A 19,988-nucleotide genomic window follows, 5' to 3' on the forward strand; every position below is an offset into this window, starting at 1 on the left:
GAAAATTTGTTTCAGCCAATGGCGAGCGCTGCTTGAGCGGCGAGTCATGTTCAAACCCCCATTGGCGAGAAGGAAGGAGGTTCTGATGGAAAATTCCCTGGTTCAGCTTCACGGACATGGTCAAAGCTACTGGATCGATGACCTGACGCGGAACATGCTGCGAACGGGGGAGTTGCAGCGCCAGGTCGAGGAACAAAACTTGTGCGGCGTCACTTCAAATCCATCGATTTTCGGCAAGGCCATTGCACAGGGACGCGAGTATGAAGAGCAGATCCGGCACGCAACGGAAGCGGGATGCTCAGTCAATGAGACATACGAGCAAATTGTTACTGCCGACGTACGAGCAGCCTGCGATATCCTGCTTCCTGTTTTCGAGCGAACCGCCGGAGCCGACGGCTTTGTCAGCCTGGAAGTCTCCCCGCATCTCGCCCACGACACGCAGGGTTCCATTCAGGAGGCGCGTCGCCTGCATGCCATGGTCGCCCGGCCCAATCTGCTCATCAAGATTCCCGGAACGGCGGCTGGGGTTCCGGCTGTCGAGCAACTGGTGTTCGAGGGGGTCAATGTGAACATCACGCTGCTGTTCGCGGTAGAAAATTACGAAGCCGTGGCCCTGGCCTATCTGCGTGCCCTGAAACGCCGTCTGGAGGCTGGATTGACGCTCGACACGGTGGCTTCGGTAGCGAGCTTCTTCTTGAGCCGCATCGACATGCTGGTCGATCAGTTGCTGGCTCAGCGCATCCTGGCGGCAGATGCGCGCCGCACTGAAACGGGCCCGGCCTGCCTGCTCGGCAAGGCCGCGATCGCCAATGCCAAATTCGCCTACCAGAGCTTCAGGCGGATAGTCGATAGCGACGAGTGGAAGGCGTTGGCAAGCAATGGCGCGCGGCCGCAACGCATGCTCTGGGCGAGCACCAGCACGAAAAATCCCGCCTACCGCGATGTGATGTACGTGGAACCCCTGATCGGCCTCTACACGGTCAACACCATGCCGGAGGAAACCATCGCCGCTTTTCTCGATCACGGCAAGGTGGCCGACACGGTGGAAATCGGTGTCGATGAAGCCAGGCAGGTGCTGCGCAATATCGAAATGTCCGGGATTTCTTTCCGCCAGGTGACCCAGCAACTGGAAAATGAAGGGGTGCAGAAATTCATCGATGCCTACGATGGGCTGCTGCAGACGCTTGCCGGCAAGCGGGAAAAATATCTCCATGCCCAGGGCAGCGCGCCGCTCGAAGAGATGGCACGCAAGCTGCGCCGCCTGGTGATCCGCATGACCACGCAGGCCGGTTCGGGGCACCCCACTTCCTGCTTGTCCTGCGCCGATATCGTGAGCGCGCTGTTTTTTCGCGAGATGCGCTGGGACCCGCGCGATCCCAAGGCGCGCAACGTCGACACCTTCCTGCTCTCCAAGGGCCACGCAGCCCCCATCTTGTGGGCCGCTCTGCACGAGGCCGGCGCGATCGGGGAGGACCCGATGTCGCTGCGCTCGATCGACAGCACGCTGGAAGGCCATCCCACGCCCAACAATCCCTGGGTCAAGGTCGCCACCGGCTCGCTCGGGCAGGGCTTGTCGGCGGGCAATGGCATTGCCCTGGCCAATCGCCTCGACGGCATCGATGCGCGCGTCTACTGCCTGCTGGGCGACGGCGAATGCTCGGAAGGCTCGGTATGGGAGGCGGCGCAGTTTGCCTCCCTGCACAAGCTCTCCAGCCTCGTCGCCATCGTCGATGTCAACGGGCTGGGGCAGAGCGGGCCGGCGCCCTACGCCCACGATACGTCGGTGCTGGCGCGGCGCTTCCAGTCCTTCGGCTGGAAAACCATCGAAATCGACGGCCACGACATGGCGGATATTCTCTACGCGCTGCAGCGCGCGAGGGACGGCGGCCCGACCGCGATCGTGGCGCGGACCGAGAAGGGCAAGGGTGTGTCTTTCCTGGAAAGCGCCGCCGGCTGGCACGGCAAGCCGCTCGACGCGGGGCAGATGAAAGCCGCGCTGGAAGAACTGGGCGAAGCCCATATCCGGCTCGAAGTTGAAAGCCGCCGCACCGGGCCGTTCGAGGCGCCGGAAGGCAGCGTGGCGCCGCGCATCCAGCTTGGCTATAACAAGGGCGAAATGGTGGCGACGCGGGACGGCTACGGTCGCGCACTCCTGAAGCTGGGCGCGCTGCACCCGGAAATCGTGGTGCTCGACAGCGAAGTGCGGGAGTCCACCCGCGCCAAGGAATTCGCGGACGCTTACCCCGAGCGCTTCTTCGAATGCTATATCGCCGAACAGAACATGGTGGGCGCGGCGCTGGGGCTGGCGGTGAGCGGCAAGCTGCCGTTTGCTTCGACGTTCGCCTGCTTCCTCACCCGGGCGTTCGACTTCATCCGCATGGCGGGCCATAGCCGTCCGCCCGGGCTGGTGTTTTGCGGCAGCCACGCCGGGGTTTCGATCGGACAGGACGGCCCGTCGCAGATGGGCCTCGAGGACTTGGCCATGTTCCGTGCAGTTCATGGCACGACCATTCTTTATCCCTGCGATGCCGTCAGCGCCGAACGCGTGACCGAGGAAGCCGCCGGTACGCCGGGCATCGTCTACCTGCGAACTACGCGCGGCAAAACGGCCGTCATCTACGATAACGACGAGCGCTTCCCGGTCGGTGGCAGCAAGACCCTGCGCACTTCACCGCAAGACGCGTTCACCCTCATCGCCGCCGGCATCACCGTGCACGAGGCGCTCGCCGCCCACCGGGAACTGTCGGACATGGGCATCGTTACACGGGTGATCGACGCTTATTCGGTGAAGCCGCTGGATATCGATGTTCTGGCTAAGGCGTCGCGGGAAACCGCGGCGCTGATCGTGGTAGAAGACCACTGGATCGACGGCGGGCTGGGCGATGCTGTCGCGGCAGCAGTTCCGCACGCGCCGGTCCACCGCCTGGCGATCCGCGACGAGCCGCGCTCGGGCAGCGAAGACGAACTGCTCGAACGTTATGGCATCTCGCGCGCTGCCATCGTGAACAAAGTCCTGGCACTCGCCGGCAGATAGCGAAACGTGGCGTGAGGGATTTACTCCCGCACGCCGCGCAGAGCCTTTGGGCTTGGTTGAGTGCATGCGCGGACATTACGGAATTTACACAATTTCTGCACGCTGGAAGCGGCCGCATATGGTACGCTGCTTCATTTTTTCGAAACATGGAATCTGAGGCAGGGGCAGTTGTGGCAACGCGTATTTCCGATTTTCCTGAGCTCGGTTTCTGTAAAGCAGTTCAAAGATGCTAGACCGGACCGGATTATCGGTTTCATCGATATCCTCTCAATCCCTAAGATGGCGGCTCTCCCTCGGAGTCATACTCGTCAATCTGTTCGTGCTGTTCCTGGCGGCATCGTCGTTGCGTCAGAGCTGGCATCAATACCAGGACCGCGCAGAAACCACCGCTAAAAACCTCTCCAGGGTACTTGAAGGAGAGATTGGCGGGGACATCGAAAAAATCGACATAACGCTGCTCGCTGCAGGCGATGAAGTCATGCGACAGTTCAGTTCCGGGAAGGTCGGCCAGAAGGAATTGAATGACTTCCTGCTGCGGCAGCAGTCGCTCCTGCGGGAAATCGACAGCCTGTGCGTGGCGGATGAGCGAGGAAGCGTCGCCTACGGTAACCCGGCTACGCCCGGCATTGCGAATGTGGCTGAGCGGAAATTTTTCGCCAGTCAGCGCGACAACGCCAACGCAGGTCTGGTAATCGACCGTCCGGTGCAGACGCGCAGCGACAACCGATGGTCGCTGCCGATGTCGCGACGGATCAATCACCCGGATGGAAGCTTTGCCGGCGTGGTGTACGTCAATCTTTCGCTGGACCATCTGGTAAAGACCTTTTCAAAGCTCGACCTCGGCAGCAAGGGCGTCGCCAACCTCAGGGACTTGGACCTGAACATATTGGCGCGCTACCCCGAACGGCTGGGAGCGGCGAGCGCTATCGGCAAACCCACCATTTCGCTCCCGCTCAAACAGCTAATCGACGCGGGTCAAACTGCCGGCACGTACAGGGTCGCTGCGGTGCTGGACAATGTCGAGCGAGCCTATTCCTACCGCAAGATCGGCGACTATCCGCTTTATGTCACGGTGGGTCTCGCCAGCGAAGACTATTTGGCCGACTGGAGGACAAGCCTCGTCAAGGAGGCTGCGTGGGGCATCCTGTTTTTCGTCGCCACGCTGTTGACCTCGCTGCTGATTTACCGTGCCCTGATGCGCCAGCAGAATGCCTACGAATCGCTTTACAACAGTGAGGAACGCTTTCTCGATGCGTTCGAAAATGCCCCGATCGGGATGGCCATTGTGGCGCTGGACGGGACTTTTTCTAAAGTCAATCAGGCGCTTTGCCAGATTCTCGGGTACGAAAGAGCCGAACTGAAAAAACTGAGATTTCAGGACATCACCCATCCGGATGACCTGGATGCCGATCTGGCCAACATAAAGCGCCTGCTGGACGGAGAAATCGGGGCTTTCCAGATGGAAAAGCGCTATATCCGCAGCGATGACCAGATTGTATGGGTCCAGGTTACCGGTTCTATCGTCAGGGATGCCAAGAACACCCCTTTGCATTTTCTTGCCCAGGTCGAAAACATCACAGATCGCAAGAAAGTCGAAGCGCAAATCGAATTCCTGGCCTATCACGACGCGCTCACCAAGCTGCCCAATCGCCTGCTGGCCAGGGACCACCTCGAAATGGCCATCGCCTATACCGAACGTGCGGGCACGAAGACCGCCGTTCTGTTCCTCGACCTCGACAACTTCAAGACCATCAACGACTCCTTCGGACATGCCATCGGAGATGAGCTGCTGATCGCGGTTGCGGAGCGCCTGCGCGAATGCACGCATGAGACCGATACGATCAGCCGGCAGGGCGGCGACGAGTTCCTGATCGTGCTTTCGGATGTGCCCGATGCTGAAGCCATCACCCTCTTCGCGGAAAAGATCCTGGAAAGACTCGAGGAAACCTTCATCATCGGCGGCAATGAAATAGCGACTTCATTATCGGTCGGTATTGCCGTTTATCCGGACGACAGTAAGGATATCGACACCCTGCTGAAGTTTGCCGACCGGGCCATGTACCACGCCAAGGGCGCAGGGCGCAACGCGTTCCGTTTCTACACCGAGCAGATGAACGTCGATGCGGTCGCACATCAACACATTCGCGTGGGCCTGCGGCGCGCCCTGGAGCACGGCGAACTTGCCCTCCATTACCAGCCGCAGATCAGCCTCTCCAGCGGTGCCGTGATCGGCGCCGAGGCACTGATCCGCTGGAACCATCCGGAACTCGGATTGTTGTTGCCCGCAACTTTCCTGCCGACTGCCGAAGAAAGCGGACTGATCGTGCCCATGGGGGACTGGGTGTTGCAGGAAGCCTGCCGCCAGGCCGTGGAATGGCTCGAGGCAGGATTGCCCGAGTTCGTCATGGCGGTAAACATCTCGGCGATGCAATTCACACGCGGCGATCTGGAACAGAGCGTGCTGCGGGCGCTCGCCGATTCCGGACTGCCGCCGGCCTTGCTGGAGCTCGAGCTGACCGAGTCCATCCTCATCCAGGATACGGAAAAGGTGCTGGAAACCGTGCAGCGCCTTAAATCGCATGGCCTGATGTTGTCGATCGACGATTTCGGCACGGGCTATTCCAGCCTGTCCTACCTCAAGCGGTTCAACGTCGACAAACTGAAAATCGACCGCTCCTTCATCTGCGACATGATCAATAACCCCAACGATGCAACCATCGTACGGGCCATTATCCAGATGGCGAGAAACCTCAACCTCAAGACCATCGCGGAAGGCGTGGAGGATGAACACCTGCTGTCGTTCCTGCGGCTCCAGTATTGCGACGAGGGGCAGGGGTACTATTTTTCGCGGCCGCTGCCAGCGGACGAATTCGCCAGGTACGTCGCCAATAACACGCAGCAGCTAAAGCTGATCCCGTAAAAAAGGGAAATAAAATGTCACCCGAGATCAACGCCACCTCCGCGTCAGAGCAGGACGCCGCCCGCGTCGGCGACCTGCTCAGCAACGCGATTCGCGACATCGGCATTCCGCCGTGTCCCGCGATTCTCGAACGGATCAATGCGGAAATGAGCAAGGACGAACCGGACTTCAACCAGCTCGACCGCATCATCTGCTCCGACGTCAGTCTGGCTGCCGGGCTGATCGCAATCGCCAACTCGCCTTTTTTCGGTTTGCAGAACCGCGTCCGTTCTGTCAACGAAGCGCTGCACATGCTGGGCCTGGGCGTCTCAAGCCGTGCCATCGCCGGGATCATGCTGCGAAAACTGTTTCCGCTTACGCCCAGCCTGGAGCGATTCTGGCACGCCACCGCCACTATTGCCCGCCTTGGCGGCTGGCTGGCGAAGCGCTTCCATGACGGCATCAAGGTACGCCCTGACGACGCCTATACCTTCAGCCTGTTCCGCGATTGCGGCATACCGATACTGATGCGGCGCTTCGACCAGTACCGGGAGGTGCTGAAAGCCGCCAACGAGGAAAGCGCGCTCAGCTTCGTCGCCGTCGAGCAGGCCGCTTTCCCGACCAACCATGCCGCGGTCGGCTGCCTGCTGGCGCAAAGCTGGTGGCTGCCGGACGAAATCAGCCTGGCCATCCGCCACCACCATGACCAGGAAATGCTCGAGCAAGGCAGTGATTCGAAACTGCCCGCAGCGACGCTAGGCCTGATCGCTACCGCTCAGCTTGCCGAGCACTTGTTCCAGTACCACACCGGGCTGAGTCAGGGCCAGGAATGGAACAAGCTAGGGACATCCTGCCTGCATCTGCTGAACCTCGACGAACAAGACCTGGCGGAAATCTATGAGGAGTCCGCCTCGGTCGTCACCAGCGAGGTGTAGGGCACGTAATTTTTCCCTGCTTCACCGAAGGAGGCTGACATGATTCAGGATCGCGCTGCCGGGGCCGTCATGGGCGCCCTGATCGGCGATGCGCTCGGGCTGGGGTGCCACTGGTACTACAACCTCGACGAACTGCATCGCGACTACGGTTCGTGGATCACCGGCTACACCACGCCCGGGCCGGAGCGCTATCACGGCGGCATGCGGGCCGGGCAGCTGTCGCAGAGCGGCCTCATCCTGGTCATGCTGCTGCGCTCCGTGGTCGAGCACGGGGAATACCGGGAGGACGACTTCACGCGGCGGCTGGATGCGGAATTGTTCCCGCTGCTCGATGGAACGCCGGTCTACGGTCCCGGTGGGTACACCAACCAGTCGATACGTGAAGCCTACCGGCGGCGCGTGGAGCAGCACAAGTCATGGGCGGAAACCGGCGGCCACGCGGACACCACGGAATCGGCCGAACGCGCCATCGTGCTGGCGGCGCGCTACGCGAAACAGCCGCGGCAGGTCGCCGCAACCGTTTCTTCCAATTGCCGTCTCACCCAGGGAGACGAGGCGATCATCGCTATGAGCACGGCGTACAACTGCGTCCTGTCGCTACTGGTCAACGGCGAGACGCTGACGCCGGCCGTTTCTGACAAGCTGATGCAGCTGGTGCAAAGCGGGGAGCTGCCTTTCCATAGCGTGGTGAGAAGCGGCTTCGCGGCGCCCCGTCCCGGCGACCCGGACCCGCCGCTCGCCGGTCGCTTCTCTTCCCCCGACGCGCTGCTGACGCCGCATTACGCCGCTCTCGCCGCCGCCGACCCCGACATCCGTATCGAGCCCGCGTGGAAGGTGTCCCTCGTCTACGGCATGCCCTGTGCCATCTACCACCAGCTACCAGCTGCCTATTACCTCGCCGCCCGGTTCGCGGACGACTTCGAATCCGCCGTTCTGCACGCCATCAACGGCGGCGGGCAGAACATGTCGCGCGCCATGCTGGCCGGCGCGCTGGTGGGCGCACAAGTCGGCTTGAGCGGTATTCCGCGGCGCTTTATCGACGGTCTGGAGAATGGCGGGGAATTACAGGAACTGGCCAAGAAGCTTGGCGTGCTGGCCGCGATCTAGGGGAGCCCCCGCCTGCCGCTTCGCGGGGGGATTGAATGGCGTGCCGAATCAGGGCTGCAGCGTTGCGTCTTCGACGAGAACTCTATAGGAATAGCCCGAGCCGAAGTCCTTGTCGGTGCGCACGATGCCTTTCGCCGTCACGATATCGCCGGCCTTCGCCTGACTCATTGTCGTCACCAGCACATCGTTCGTCTTGTCCGCGGCGGAACCCGAGCCATCGCGCAGATGGACCCAGTTCTTGCCCATGATGTTCGGGTTGTATTTCACCACCTTGCCGCGTACCACAACGGGCTTGTTCTTCAGCTCGGCACTCTTGGTCATGATTTCCGCGACGGTCCGCGCGTTCGCGCCGCTCGCCTTGGGGACACGGACATCGGCGCTGTCCGCCGGGTTGGCGAGACCGGCGTGGGCCGTGCTCACATAGTTTCCGGCGCCGCCCAGCGTGCCGAAAAGAATCGTCGGGAAGGTCTTCTTCAGCGACTTGCTTTCGAAGTTGTGCATCACCATCACGTTTTCAATCGTGACTTCGCTGCCTTTGCGGACCTGTGTCTTGTTGACTGCTGCCCAGGTCTCGCCGTCCCTGGTCTTGAGGCGCAGGTAGGAATAGTTTTCGACCTCCTTTACCTCGAGCACCTCGCCTTTGACGGCGGCGGCAGCAGCAGGGGAATGAGCAGGGGGTTCGCCAGCCCAGACGAAGGGGGCGGCAGCGATCATGCAGATCGTCAGGAAGGCTTTCATGGTCTGGATATTCCTTGGGAGGCAGAAGGCGCAAGTATAGCAGCGGATTCAAGGGCAGCCTGCATGGGACTGCGCGCGAAAACCGGAAGCGGGCGCATGCAGGTTATTCGCCAGGTCGGAACGGTTGTCGATGTCGATGAGTATGCCTGGATCGTCGCAGTCCAGGTATTGGAGGCTCGATGCATGAGCCGCGAGCAGGGAAGAGGCGCCGCGATCGTCGCCGAGACTGGTCAGCTCGTCGAAAAATGCCTGAGCGAAACCGACCGGATGGCCGCGCCGTCCCTGATGGCGCGGGGCAGCGAGGGCAGCACCGGCGCGCAGCAGGCCAGTTACGGCGCGGATGGTGTCGGTGTGGATATAAGGCATGTCCGCCAGCGCGATCAGCCAGCCGTTCGCATCGGCCGCCGCCCTCACGCCGCAGGCCAGGCTGGCGCCCATGCCGGCAGCGGCATCGGGGCAGTACGTCACGCGCAAGCCGGCTTCTTCGTACAGACGCGCCAGCACCCGGTCGGCGGGGCGCACCACGGCGATGGCGCAATCGACGCCGCCAAGCAGGTTGCGCCCTGACTTGACGCCGAGCGGCATGCCATCGGCCAGGGGGACCAGCAGCTTGTCGCCGCCGAAGCGGCTGCCCGCACCCGCGGCGAGCAGGATGCCGGTTATCACGTGGCGATGGCCGGTTGGCGAGCAAACGTGGGTTCGCGCGCGGCAGGAGAAGCGGTACGCAGGATGATGCCGTGACGCAACGCAGTTAATTCCGCCAGGATGGCCACGGCGATTTCAGCCGGGGTGCGGCTGCCGATGGGCAGGCCGACCGGCCCATGCAGGCGGTTAACAGCCTCCGTGTCGAGATCGAACAGCCGCAGCCGGTCGCGGCGCTGAGCGTTATTGGATTGCGAGCCCAGGGCGCCGACGTAGAAGGCTGGCGATTTAAGTGCTTCGAGCAGGGCAAGATCATCGAGTCGGGGGTCGTGGGCTAGCGCGATCACCGCGCTGCGTCCATCCGGGTTCAGGGCCCTGACTGCGTCGTCCGGCATGGCGGGCAGCAGTTCCGCCTCCGGCACATCCCAGGCGAGGCGGTATTCCTCGCGCGGATCGCACACCAGCACCTGGTAATCCAGCGCCTGGGCCATGCGGGCCAGGTACTGTGAAACCTGGCCCGCGCCGATCAGCAGCAGGCGCCAGTGTGGCCCGTGGACGACATGCAGCGTGTGCCCGTCGCAGCGTGTGATTTCGTCGGCCGCAGGTGCGTACAGGCTCGCCAGACCAGTGGCGAGTTCAAGGCGACGGCCGACCAGCTTGCGCTGATTCAGCATGTTCAGAAGCGCATGCAGCAGCGGCTTGCCGGGGGCATGCTCGAGCACCAGTTGCAGCTTGCCCCCGCAGGGCAGGCCGAAGCGCCGCGATTCCTCCGGGGAACCGCCATAGCCGACGATTTCCGGCCGAGTGACCGGCGCCAGGCGCACGCGTTCGATCAGGTCTGCTTCGATGCAGCCGCCCGAAACCGATCCCGCCGGCAGGCCGTCGTCGCGCACCGCGAGCAGCGAACCCACCGGGCGCGGCGAGGAACCCCAGGTCGCCACGACCGTGGCCAGCATGACCTCATGGCCTTCCTCGCGCCATTCCAGGCATTTGCGGAAAACTTCTACGTCTGCGCTTTGCATCACGCGCTCCTCAGTTCCGCGGTTTCGAACGGCAGCCGGCGCAGGCGCTTGCCGGTTGCGGCGAACAGGGCGTTGGCCACGGCCGGGGCGAGCGGCGGCACGCCCGGTTCGCCGACGCCGGTGGGCGCGGCTTCGGACGGCATGATGTGCACCTCGACCTGGGGCATTTCGCTGATGCGCAGCAGCGGGTAGCTGTCGAAATTGGCCTGTTCGACCCGCCCGTCCTTGAACGTGATTGCGCTGTGCCGCGCGGCCGAAAGGGCGAAGCCGATGCCGCCTTCCATTTGCGCCCTGACCTGGTCCGGGTTGACCGCCAGGCCGCAGTCCACAGCGCATACCACGCGGTCCACGCGGAACGACCCATCGGGGCGGACGCTGACTTCCGCCACCTCCGCCACGTAAGTGTGGAAAGACTCGTGCACCGCGATGCCGCGCCCTCTGCGCACACCTGGTTTTTCCGCCAGCGGCTTGCTCCAGCCGGCCTTGTCGGCGGCCAGCTCCAGCACGCCTTTGAGGCGCGGCTGTTGCGCCAGCAGGTCGCGGCGAAACAGGTAGGGGTCGCGCTTCGCCGCCAGGGCCAGCTCGTCCATGAACGCTTCGGTCGCGAATGCGGTGTGGGTGTGGCCGACGCTGCGCCACCACAACACGGGTATCCCTACCCTGGGCGAATGCAGGTCGACGTGCAGGTTGGGGATGGCGTAGGCGAGATTCGCTGCACCTTCGACCGAGGTCCTGTCGATGCCGTCCTTGACCATGGCGGATTCGAAAGGCGTGCCGGCAAGAATGGACTGGCCGACGATGCGCTGGCTCCATGCCACCGGGCTGCCCTCTGCGTCGAGTCCGGCACTCAGCGCGTGGACGAACATGGGACGGTAAAAGCCGCCGTGCAGGTCGTCTTCGCGCGTCCACATGAGCCGGATCGGCGCGTCGAGATGGCGCGTCGCCCTGGCTACCGACACGGCTTCGGCGATGTAGTCGGAGGCCGGGTTGGCGCGCCGCCCGAAGCTGCCGCCCGCGAAAGTGGTGTGGATAAACACCTGCTCGGGCTTGAGTCCGGCGATGTGCGCAGCGGTGGCCTGGTCGGAAGTCTGCGATTGGGAACCGGCCCAGATTTCGCAGCTGTCGTCCTTGAGGTGTACCACGCAGTTGAGCGGCTCCATCGGGGCATGGGCCAGGTAGGGGAACTCGAAGCGTGCTTCGAACTTGGTGGGTGCGGCGGTGAAGGCCGTGGCTGCGTCGCCCTCGTTGCGCGCCACCGTGCCTGGCTTGTCCAGCAGGTCCAGGTAGCGCTGGCGCAGTTCGGCGCTGGATACCCGCTCGGCGGCGCTTTCGTCCCATTCGATCTGCAGCGCGTCGCGCCCTTTTTTCGCCGCCCAGAAATCCGCGGCGATCACCGCGACCCCGCGCGGCACTTCGACCACGGCGCGCACGCCGGGCAGGGCCAGCGCCTTGTCCGGGCGCACCTTTGCGGCCCTGGCGCCGAAGCTGGGCGGGCGCGCCAGCACTGCGGTCAGCATGCCCGGCAGCCTGAGATCGCCGGCAAACTCTGCGCTGCCATTGCTCTTCGCCTTGGCGTCGGTGCGCTTGAACTGTTTGCCGATGTACTTGAAATCGCGCGCCGGCTTGAGAGCCACGTCCTGCGGCACCGGCATGGTCGCTGCGCTTTCCGCCAGCTGGCCGTAGCCGGCCTTGCGCCGGCTGGAGGCGTGCAGCACCATGCCGTCCCTGGTGGAGAGGCTTTTCGCGTCCACCTTCCACATGTCCGCCGCCGCGGCGATCAGCATGGCGCGCGCCGTGGCCCCGGCGCGGCGCAGCTGCAAATAGGAGTTGGCCATCGAGCTGCTGCCGCCGGTGCCCTGCATCTTGCCCCACTGCAGGTTGTTGTAGAGCGTAGCGTCGGCCGGGGCGGATTCCACCCGGATCTTGTCCCAGGGCACATCCAGTTCCTCGGCCACCAGGGTCGGCAAGCCGGTGTTGACGCCCTGGCCCATCTCCAGGTGCTTGACGATCACCGTCACGCTGCCGTCCGGCGCGACGCGGATGAAGGCATTGGGCTTGAAGGTCGTTGCGGCGGGCAGTTTGGCAGCCAGGCCGGAGGGCAGGTAGAAGGCGATGGTCAGCCCCGCTCCCAGCGCGGCACCGGCCTTGAGGAAGTCGCGCCGGCCAAGGTCGATGGTCGTGTCCATGTCTCAGGCCCTCATCTTTGCCGCGGCGTGGTGCACTGCCGCGCGTATGCGCTGATAGGTGGCGCAGCGGCACAGGTTGCCGTCCAGCGCGGCGTCGATATCGGCGTCGCTGGGGCGGTGGTTGTGCGTCAGCAGTGCGGTGGCGGACATGATCTGGCCCGGCTGGCAATAGCCGCATTGCGGCACGTCGAGCTCGACCCAGGCCTGCAGCAGTGCCTGGGCGGCCTTGCCGGACGCGCCTTCGATGGTGGTGATCTTTTGCCCGGCTGCCACGGAAACCGGCGTCTTGCAGGCGCGTACCGGGGCGCCGTTCAGGTGCACGGTGCAGGCCCCGCACAGCGCTTCGCCGCAGCCGAACTTGGTGCCGGTGAGGCCGAGGGTGTCGCGCAGCACCCACAGCAGGGGCGTGTCGGGCGCAACGTCCACCTCGCGCGGTTTGCCGTTGACGATCAAAGAGAGCATGGGAATCCTCCGTTATCCGCGGTGATATGGGCGGGAAACCGTACCCTAGCAAAGCGGTCATGAGCCGGACATGGGGTCGATACCTACTTTTGCCGCGCGGGTTGGCCGGCAAGAATTACCGTCCGCACTCCGCCGCGCGGACGGAATTGCCGCACAGCCGCAGCCCCTGCGGGGCGGCACGCTCACGGGCATGCGCTGAAGGCCGCCTCCCTGGCCGTGAGCGACGGTTTTGGTGCATCGCCTTCGGGCGGCGTCGAACTCTGGCGCATTTCTTGCGTCGAACGGTTTCCGTTCTACCTTTCTCTCATCGGGAAAAGCATTCATGATCCCTTACAGCAACCCTCATCCACGCGGACACGCCGGTTCCGCTGCGGCAGTTTTCAGCCGCATGCTGCGCCCCGTCGTCGTGCCGCACGATCTGATCGGCCATCGTACGCCGTGCGACATTTTCAACGCCCGTGGCGCGGTCTGGATCAAGGCCGGCAGCACGATACCGCAGAGCGTCGGCGACCCTTCGTATGCCGGGCGCTTCTATTGCCGCGCCGCGGAAGCCGGGCAGATTTCCTTTCTCGACCCGATTCGCGGACTGCAGCGGGTCGCCGGCGACCTGTCCGACATAGCCGCGCGCATTGCGCGGGGCGAACACGTTGCCGTAGGGGAGCTGGCTAGCCTGGTACGGCAGGTCCGGGAGCTGTGGGCTGCGGATGCCGATGCCTGTCTCGGCTATGCCCGCCTGGCGCGTTTCGGCCGCCACAGCATCTGGCACACCATCCATGTCGCCCTGCTCACGGCAGAGCTGGCAGCGGCTTGCAGTTACGAAGGGGATGAACTGGAAAGCATGATCGGCGGCGCGCTGACCATGAACCTGGCGCAGTTGTCCCTGCACGACGAAATGTATGAGCTTTATGGCGCGCTCGACAGCGGCCTCCAGGACGCGCTGCGCCTGCATCCGCTGGAAAGCGTAAGGCTGCTGGGGAGGATCGGGAAATTCGACGGCGCATGGGTCGACGCTGTGGCGCTGCATCACGAGAATGTCGACGGCAGCGGCTATCCGCTACAGCTCAAGGGCGCCGACATCGCGCTGTCCTCGCGCATCGTGCGCGTCGCGGACACCTTCGCGGCCCGCGTGACCGGGCGCAGGTCGCGCCCGCCGCGCCACTGGAACATCATGCACGCGCGGGAAATCCCGATGCTGGTGGAACACGTTTTCGGCGCCGACCTGCTGCGCCTGGATCATACCCTGGTGCGCCGCCTGATCGACGTGCTCGGCCGCTTCCCGCCGGGCAGCCTGGTGCGCCTGAGCAACCGCGAGCTGGCGCTCGTCACGCGCCGCCAGAGCGGGCTTCACAACAAGCCGTCGCAGGTTTACGCCATCTTCGATGCTTTGGGACACCCGCTGGAAGCGCCTCGCCTGAGGCAGATCGGTTTCGGCCAGTATGAAATCCGCGGCTACGCCCATGACCAGTTGCCGAAATTGCCGGATTTCGACTGGCCGACGGCCTGGGGTTACGGGCTGTAGGCCAGCGGGAGCAGTCCGCTAGCTGGTCCCGGCAGGCGGCTTGCGCCGGAACACGTAAACGGCAGAGCCCAGTTCGGGCGGCAGCACTAGGGCGCCCAGTTTTTTATCCTCTGCGAAATCGAAAGCGGATTGCTGCCGGTAGTCTTTCCAGTTGCCGAAAGCGACTTCGTGGCGGCTGCCGATGACGATGTAAAGCTGTACGCTGGGCGTAGTGAACACGTGGCGCTCGAAATCATTCTCCGCCGGCGGCCAGGAACAGATCACCACTTCCGGCGTATAGGTGGCCAGCGCTTCGCGGGCATCGAGCTTGACCACCCATTCGGGGTAGGTCACGGCATTTGTCCAGCCGTGGTTGTCCGTCGCGCTCAGCTGGATCCCCCGGTCTTTCAGGAAGCGCGTCAAGGTTCCGTCTCCCGCCGCGATTTCCAGGCAGCTTCTGCCGCCGATCATCCCGGCCAGGGCCTCGATCAGTGCGCGCGAATAGAAACAGCAGATTCCCCGCGCTTGCACCAGGGGCATGAGGCGCTTTTTCTGCCACACCAGCGGCCACAGCAGGCGGAACCAGAACAGGGAAACCGGCTTGCGCTCCAGCTCCCTGGCGAACAGCAGTTTCTGGGCGATAAAACCGTTGAACAGATTGAAGCGCAGCTTGCCTTTCGTAGCGCCTGCATTGGACGCCAGCGTGGACAGGGAGAGTTTTTTGACCGATTCGTGGGCCATGCGGCTACGGACCAGGTGCGACAGTGCAGTTTCGAGGCTTGCCTGGCGGCTGCCGGGAGCAGGCTTGACCGACGCCGCGTGTGCGGATACGCGCGCCAGATAGGCCTTCAGGTCTTCCGCGCGGCCGCTCTCGACGATGGCTGAAATATCCTGCTGCACCGCTGCCCATTCCTTGGGGTAGCTGGCGCAAAGCTCGTCCAGGGACGGCTTGGTCTTCAGCCATTCCACCGCTTTTGCGTAAGCCGCCTGTTTCATGAAAATATCTTTGACATGTCTGGATTTGGTCTGCCCATCGAGACTGGATAGTATCAAACAGTTGTATCTTGCTCGAAAGAGAAGGATGCATAAATTATCAGTGGGACTGTGCCGACGGGACGAGCGCGCGGTGGAGGCCGTGCTGCCGAGCCTCGACGCACTGTTTAAACAAGCGCCATGAGCGCATCGCTCCACGCAGTTGCAGCGACTCGTCGTTAATTAAGGACCTGGATGTCGGGTTTTTTTACACTGTCCTGCGCTGCCCATCAGTGAATTATTTTAACTATTTGTATATATAGAGATAAAGTTCCTTGGAATGGTTGATGCTTATGTTGAAGCAAAGGGCCTGGTCTCGGTCCAAAAACTTTTTCGTTGAAACTTTTCCCTGGAGAATAAAATGAAACTCAAAAAACTCTCTACCGCCACAGCCTTCGCTGCCGCCCTGCTTGCAAGTAGCAGCGCTTTCGCTGTTGCCATTACACCTACTGTTTCCTTCAACCCTGGCGCCACGCTGAATACCACGGGCCTGAGCACCTACACGACAAGTGGGGCGCAAATGGCAGGTATGACTGTGACTGCCTATTTCAGCGGCGGCTCGAGCGAAACCGTCATCTGGGCTGCCGGGGCCAATCCCGCCGGGGCTGCCACGGGCACTGCCTGGTCTCTGGGTTTTGCGGGCGTTACAACCTTTTCGCCCTCCTGGGAATTGCTGACGTCAGCCAATCTGACCAATTCCATAACGCGAGTGGTCATCGATGGTCGGACGGGCGATACGATTTTCGACACCATTCTGGACCCGGAAACCACGCCCGGTTCTGCTCGTGGCACGGCTTTCTCCAGTGTCGACGGCCCTGCTGGCCTGAATGTGGCTGCCACCTACATGAACCAGGTCGCGCTGAACGGTACGGTTTATGGCGATCTGTTTACCGTGCTTGATATCGGCTTTTCCGCGGTGACCGGTGCTGCTGGTGGATTGGGCGCCAACAGCAGTCTGATCTTTACCGCCGATACGGACAACACCGCGATTCAGGGCGACCTCAACCCCATTCCCGAGCCCGCCACAATGGCGCTGTTGGGCCTGGGTCTGCTTGGCCTCGGCTTCATGCGCCGCAGGGCCTGAAACTGTCGGAAAGTCTGACAACCAAAGGCGGCCGGAAGGCCGCCTTCTTATTGCTCGGCTGAAAATCTACTCGCTGTTCTTGCGTAGTTCGCATCCGTCTATATCCGCCTAGTGAAAGGCCATCGGCGCCACGCTCAGCACCAGTGGCGCGTTAATCATGCTGGCCTGGAAGATCGCTCGCAACGGAACTTGCATTGGCTCTGGCCGCTCAAATTCAGCGCAAAGACGAAAAAAAGCATGCCCGCGCTTCCGGGCCATTGCGCAAGAGCCAGCCTCAATCCTCTCAGGAGAACATCATGAAAAAGAACGCAAGCCTTTCAGTCCTCATGGCGGCGCTGCTGGGCATCGCCCCGTTAAGCCTCGCCTCCCAGCACGAGGTTTCCGGGCAGGAAAATGGCAAGACCACCTCCAGGGAAGTTCGACGGGAGGTCACCGACGCTGCCGAGGCGATCAAGAACTATTCCGCCGACAAGCGCGACGAGGCGGCGAAAAAGGCGAAAGCCTCGCTCGACGCCCTGGATGTCCGCATCGCAGCCATGGAAGCGCGCATCGACAAAAACTGGGACAAGATGGACGCGGCCGCACGCGAACAGGCACGCAGCACCCTGGATGCGCTTCGCAAGCAGCGGGTTCAAGTGGCTGAATGGTACGGCGGGCTGAAAAACAGCACCGCTGACGCGTGGGAGCGCATGAAGACGGGTTTCTCGGATTCATACAAATCGCTCCGCCACACATGGGAGAAGGCGGATAGGCAATACGGGGGAGAGGACAAGAAATAATCCTGGAAATGGCGCTTGGTCAGGGTGGCGTGTGTGATCGGCAGGTGAAAGTAAAACCTTTGCCTCGCCTGATGCGTGAGGTCCTGCGCAAAAGCCATGCTGTCTTCGGTAATAGTTTCCTCCCCGGTCGAGTCGGTTTTTGTGGAAATGCCCGAATCTGGCATTATGTGAACATGGATCAATCCACCGAAACAATCAGCAATCCGGACCTCTATTACCTCAAAAGCGTCACTGACTTGAGCGAAAGCGTGGAGGTCGTCAGCAGTGAAGATATCTATTCTCAAAGCGGTATCAAACTGGTCAACAAGGGCACACGCCTCGACAAGAGCTTTTACGAACGCCTGATCCATCACAAGCTGGCTTCTTCGCCAATCGATCGCAGCCTGGCGGCCAAGAACGGTGTTACGCCCTATAGCCTGGCTCTCGATGCGGCAAAGATGATAGACGACGATGCAGTGCTGGGGCGCATGGCCAACGCTTTGCCCGATGCGCTGCTGCTGCGCAATGCCCTGGCACAGATCGTTCTCAATCCGCCGCTTGCTTTCAAGCTCACCCTGGCCCGGGAAAAGCACCCCGAGCTCTATTCGCACTCCATCCGCGTCGCTTTGATCAGTCTTTATCTTGGCGCGTCCCTGCATCTCAAGCCGGCAGATATGAAAGACCTGGCCGCGGCGGCCATGTTTCACGATCTTGGCGAGCTGCATATCGACCCCGCTCTGCTCGATCGCACGCGTACGCTAACCGATGCGGAACGCCATTACATCTATGCGCACCCGATGATCGCTTACCTGATCCTCAAGGAATACCCCGAATACCACCCTCACGTCAGCACCACCGTGCTGAATCACCATGAGCGCCTCGATGGCAGCGGCTATCCACGCAATATCAAGGGAGACAAGATCCATCCGCTCGGCCAGATCCTGGCGGTGGCCGAAGTTGCCGGCAGCCTGTGTAGCCGCGGGGCCACAGGTGCCTGCGCACAGGTCGAGGTTATCCTCAAGCTCAACCCGGGGCAGTTCCGCGCGGACTTAGTGAGGTATCTGTCCGCCATTGCCAAGCAGGGGCAGGCTTCCGCTGCGCCCGAGAAGCGCATCGACCCGGCAGCGATTTGTGTCCGTTTGGAACAAGTCGCCAAGACCCTCGCGGACTGGAAACAAGCCATGTTGCCTTACCGGGGTGCCCAAATGGCGGACTACCTGACTTATGCCGATGAACGGGTGAGCAACCTGGAAAAATCGTTGTTCGACGTCGGCTACAATTCGGCCGGGCTGCACGCCATCACCAACGGCATCGAGGAAGACCCCGCCAGCCTGTCCGAGCTCGAACACCTGCTGCACGAAATCGGCTGGCAGCTGAAATACACCGTCAACGAAATCCGGCGGCGCTGGCCCGCTCTGGCGGATACACCGGACCCTGCTGCCGCAGCGCTGCTGGCTTGTGTTGCTCAAGCCGAACAGATATTGTTGACATAGGAATTCGTTAACGCATCCTGAACCTGCCTGGCGATTGTTCGGGGGGGGCATGGAGGAAAGCCAGGAACAAAAGACACCCAAAGCGAAACTAAATGGGGGTTGATCATTCAAGAATCGCTAACCACAGGAGATTCAACATGAAACGTGTTCTGATCGCAGCGGCGTTGGCCGCCTCCACCCTCACCGTCCCGGCGCTCGCTGCCGATGTCGGCGTCTCGATCAGCATCGGTCAGCCCGGCTTTTATGGCCGACTCGATATCGGCGGTTATCCGCCGCCACTATTGATTTATCCTCAGCCGATGATAATCGGAAGGATTCCGGCGAACCGTCCGCCGATCTATCTGCGCGTACCCCCAGGTCACGCCAAACACTGGAGCAAGCACTGCCACGAATACAATGCCTGCGGCGAGCGCGTCTACTTCGTGCAGGACAGATGGTATGACCGCGAGTATGTCCCGCGTTACCAGGAACGTCACGGCGATCGTGGGTATGACCGCCGCGACGAGCGCCGGGATGATCGACGCGATGACCGCCAGGACGGGCGCAGAGACGATCGTCGCGGGAACCATGGAAACGGCCGCGGTGATGATCGCGGTCATGGCCGTGATCGCTAGAGATTTGAAAAATCAGGTTTGAGGGCTGGCAGGCCGCCAGCCCAGACATCTAACCAGCCGCGCAGCCGAGCTTTCTCTTGCCCACTGGCTCGGTGCTGCCAGTCCACCCCCCGCTGTCCCTCTCCATACCGTTCAGGCCGGACCCTGAACTCCCTGCGACAAAACGGTTTTTACTGGTTGGCGCGCCAAGATATACATTCAGTACCTTATCGTCATACTACCCTCTTCCCTCTATCCTCTTAATACATGCCGAGGATCAAGCCGCATGCGGATTGCGAAAACAAGGGGGAAGCGTCATGGGAAAAGAAGACATGATCCGACAAATCCTCAAGGGCTTAGAGTCTGATTTTCATAGCATGAGCCCTGCGGAATTGGAGCGGGAACTGAAAAGCGAAAGCACGCGCCTCAGCGAAATAACCTATAGCGAGGTTGAAGAGCTGTACTACAAGGTCAACCCCAGCGTCTCGCTATTGCAGGTATAGAG

At 62.1% G+C, this 19,988-nt stretch carries 16 protein-coding genes; 10 read left to right on the plus strand and 6 right to left on the minus strand.

The genetic code is table 11. The features are described 5' to 3' along the window. Positions 1-85 precede the first annotated feature (85 nt). The 4 genes from SKTS_RS08245 (at position 86) to SKTS_RS08260 (ending at position 7,975) form a co-directional block, all read left to right on the plus strand. Positions 86-3,034 carry a transketolase gene (locus tag SKTS_RS08245; protein ID WP_173063077.1) on the plus strand — a complete coding sequence of 983 codons (2,949 nt, stop codon included), beginning with the start codon at positions 86-88 and terminating at the stop codon, positions 3,032-3,034. A 343-nt stretch (positions 3,035-3,377) separates the two neighbouring features. Beyond that, positions 3,378-5,954 carry a bifunctional diguanylate cyclase/phosphodiesterase gene (locus SKTS_RS08250; protein WP_173063080.1) on the plus strand — a complete coding sequence of 859 codons (2,577 nt, stop codon included), beginning with the start codon at positions 3,378-3,380 and terminating at the stop codon, positions 5,952-5,954. 14 nt (positions 5,955-5,968) lie between these two features. Beyond that, a complete protein-coding gene (locus tag SKTS_RS08255; protein WP_173063083.1) occupies positions 5,969-6,868 on the plus strand; it encodes an HDOD domain-containing protein in 900 nt (299 codons plus the stop codon). Positions 6,869-6,937: 69 nt separating this feature from the next. Next, complete coding sequence (locus SKTS_RS08260; protein WP_244617505.1) at positions 6,938-7,975, plus strand: ADP-ribosylglycohydrolase family protein; 1,038 nt, start codon at positions 6,938-6,940, stop codon at positions 7,973-7,975. A 48-nt stretch (positions 7,976-8,023) separates the two neighbouring features. Here SKTS_RS08260 and SKTS_RS08265 read toward each other — a convergent pair whose 3' ends face one another. The 5 genes from SKTS_RS08265 to SKTS_RS08285 are packed head-to-tail and all read right to left on the minus strand — an operon-like array spanning position 8,024 to position 13,025. After that, positions 8,024-8,713 carry a nucleotide-binding protein gene (locus SKTS_RS08265; protein WP_173063089.1) on the minus strand — a complete coding sequence of 230 codons (690 nt, stop codon included), beginning with the start codon at positions 8,711-8,713 and terminating at the stop codon, positions 8,024-8,026. 48 nt (positions 8,714-8,761) lie between these two features. Continuing rightward, positions 8,762-9,379 carry a nucleotidyltransferase family protein gene (locus SKTS_RS08270; protein ID WP_173063092.1) on the minus strand — a complete coding sequence of 206 codons (618 nt, stop codon included), beginning with the start codon at positions 9,377-9,379 and terminating at the stop codon, positions 8,762-8,764. Beyond that, positions 9,376-10,377, minus strand: coding sequence for an XdhC family protein (locus SKTS_RS08275; protein ID WP_173063095.1), 1,002 nt, complete (start codon positions 10,375-10,377; stop codon positions 9,376-9,378). The genes SKTS_RS08270 and SKTS_RS08275 overlap by 4 nt, the downstream gene beginning before the upstream one ends. After that, positions 10,377-12,563, minus strand: coding sequence for a xanthine dehydrogenase family protein molybdopterin-binding subunit (locus tag SKTS_RS08280; protein WP_173063098.1), 2,187 nt, complete (start codon positions 12,561-12,563; stop codon positions 10,377-10,379). Before SKTS_RS08280 ends, SKTS_RS08275 begins: the two co-directional genes overlap by 1 nt. Before the next feature lie 3 nt (positions 12,564-12,566). Next, positions 12,567-13,025 (minus strand): (2Fe-2S)-binding protein, encoded by a 459-nt coding sequence (locus tag SKTS_RS08285; RefSeq protein WP_173063101.1) that lies wholly within the window; start codon positions 13,023-13,025, stop codon positions 12,567-12,569. A gap of 322 nt (positions 13,026-13,347) precedes the next feature. Here SKTS_RS08285 and SKTS_RS08290 point away from each other — a divergent pair, with 322 nt between their 5' ends. Beyond that, positions 13,348-14,544, plus strand: coding sequence for an HD-GYP domain-containing protein (locus SKTS_RS08290; protein WP_173063104.1), 1,197 nt, complete (start codon positions 13,348-13,350; stop codon positions 14,542-14,544). Positions 14,545-14,562: 18 nt separating this feature from the next. On the opposite strand, the gene SKTS_RS08295 is transcribed toward SKTS_RS08290, so the two are convergent. After that, positions 14,563-15,519, minus strand: coding sequence for an SAM-dependent methyltransferase (locus SKTS_RS08295; RefSeq protein WP_173063108.1), 957 nt, complete (start codon positions 15,517-15,519; stop codon positions 14,563-14,565). 397 nt (positions 15,520-15,916) lie between these two features. Between SKTS_RS08295 and SKTS_RS08300 the strand changes: the two genes are divergently transcribed. From SKTS_RS08300 to SKTS_RS08320, 5 genes are all read left to right on the plus strand, one after another. After that, positions 15,917-16,639: a PEP-CTERM sorting domain-containing protein gene (locus SKTS_RS08300; protein WP_173063111.1), complete on the plus strand. Its 723-nt coding sequence runs from the start codon at positions 15,917-15,919 to the stop codon at positions 16,637-16,639. Between the two features lie 296 nt (positions 16,640-16,935). After that, the gene (locus SKTS_RS08305; RefSeq protein ID WP_173063114.1) at positions 16,936-17,418 is read left to right on the plus strand and encodes a sll1863 family stress response protein; all 483 of its coding nucleotides are present in this window, start codon (positions 16,936-16,938) and stop codon (positions 17,416-17,418) included. Between the two features lie 173 nt (positions 17,419-17,591). Beyond that, positions 17,592-18,890, plus strand: a complete 1,299-nt coding sequence (locus tag SKTS_RS08310) for an HD-GYP domain-containing protein (protein ID WP_173063117.1) — start codon at positions 17,592-17,594, stop codon at positions 18,888-18,890. 137 nt (positions 18,891-19,027) lie between these two features. Next, positions 19,028-19,504, plus strand: a complete 477-nt coding sequence (locus SKTS_RS08315; protein ID WP_173063120.1) for a hypothetical protein — start codon at positions 19,028-19,030, stop codon at positions 19,502-19,504. Between the two features lie 311 nt (positions 19,505-19,815). Beyond that, positions 19,816-19,986 carry a hypothetical protein gene (locus SKTS_RS08320; protein WP_173063123.1) on the plus strand — a complete coding sequence of 57 codons (171 nt, stop codon included), beginning with the start codon at positions 19,816-19,818 and terminating at the stop codon, positions 19,984-19,986. Positions 19,987-19,988: the final 2 nt, after the last annotated feature.

The organism is Sulfurimicrobium lacus, assembly GCF_011764585.1.
Classification (GTDB): Bacteria; Pseudomonadota; Gammaproteobacteria; order Burkholderiales; family Sulfuricellaceae; genus Sulfurimicrobium; species Sulfurimicrobium lacus.

Coding starts and splice junctions, on each gene's coding strand:
- SKTS_RS08245 (WP_173063077.1), top strand. CDS start 86: ATGGAAAATTCCCTGGTTCAGCTTCACGGACATGGTCAAAGCTACTGG.
- SKTS_RS08255 (WP_173063083.1), top strand. CDS start 5,969: ATGTCACCCGAGATCAACGCCACCTCCGCGTCAGAGCAGGACGCCGCC.
- SKTS_RS08260 (WP_244617505.1), top strand. CDS start 6,938: ATGGGCGCCCTGATCGGCGATGCGCTCGGGCTGGGGTGCCACTGGTAC.
- SKTS_RS08265 (WP_173063089.1), bottom strand. CDS start 8,713: ATGAAAGCCTTCCTGACGATCTGCATGATCGCTGCCGCCCCCTTCGTC.
- SKTS_RS08275 (WP_173063095.1), bottom strand. CDS start 10,377: ATGCAAAGCGCAGACGTAGAAGTTTTCCGCAAATGCCTGGAATGGCGC.
- SKTS_RS08280 (WP_173063098.1), bottom strand. CDS start 12,563: ATGGACACGACCATCGACCTTGGCCGGCGCGACTTCCTCAAGGCCGGT.
- SKTS_RS08285 (WP_173063101.1), bottom strand. CDS start 13,025: ATGCTCTCTTTGATCGTCAACGGCAAACCGCGCGAGGTGGACGTTGCG.
- SKTS_RS08290 (WP_173063104.1), top strand. CDS start 13,348: ATGATCCCTTACAGCAACCCTCATCCACGCGGACACGCCGGTTCCGCT.
- SKTS_RS08295 (WP_173063108.1), bottom strand. CDS start 15,519: ATGAAACAGGCGGCTTACGCAAAAGCGGTGGAATGGCTGAAGACCAAG.
- SKTS_RS08300 (WP_173063111.1), top strand. CDS start 15,917: ATGAAACTCAAAAAACTCTCTACCGCCACAGCCTTCGCTGCCGCCCTG.
- SKTS_RS08305 (WP_173063114.1), top strand. CDS start 16,936: ATGAAAAAGAACGCAAGCCTTTCAGTCCTCATGGCGGCGCTGCTGGGC.
- SKTS_RS08310 (WP_173063117.1), top strand. CDS start 17,592: ATGGATCAATCCACCGAAACAATCAGCAATCCGGACCTCTATTACCTC.
- SKTS_RS08315 (WP_173063120.1), top strand. CDS start 19,028: ATGAAACGTGTTCTGATCGCAGCGGCGTTGGCCGCCTCCACCCTCACC.
- SKTS_RS08320 (WP_173063123.1), top strand. CDS start 19,816: ATGATCCGACAAATCCTCAAGGGCTTAGAGTCTGATTTTCATAGCATG.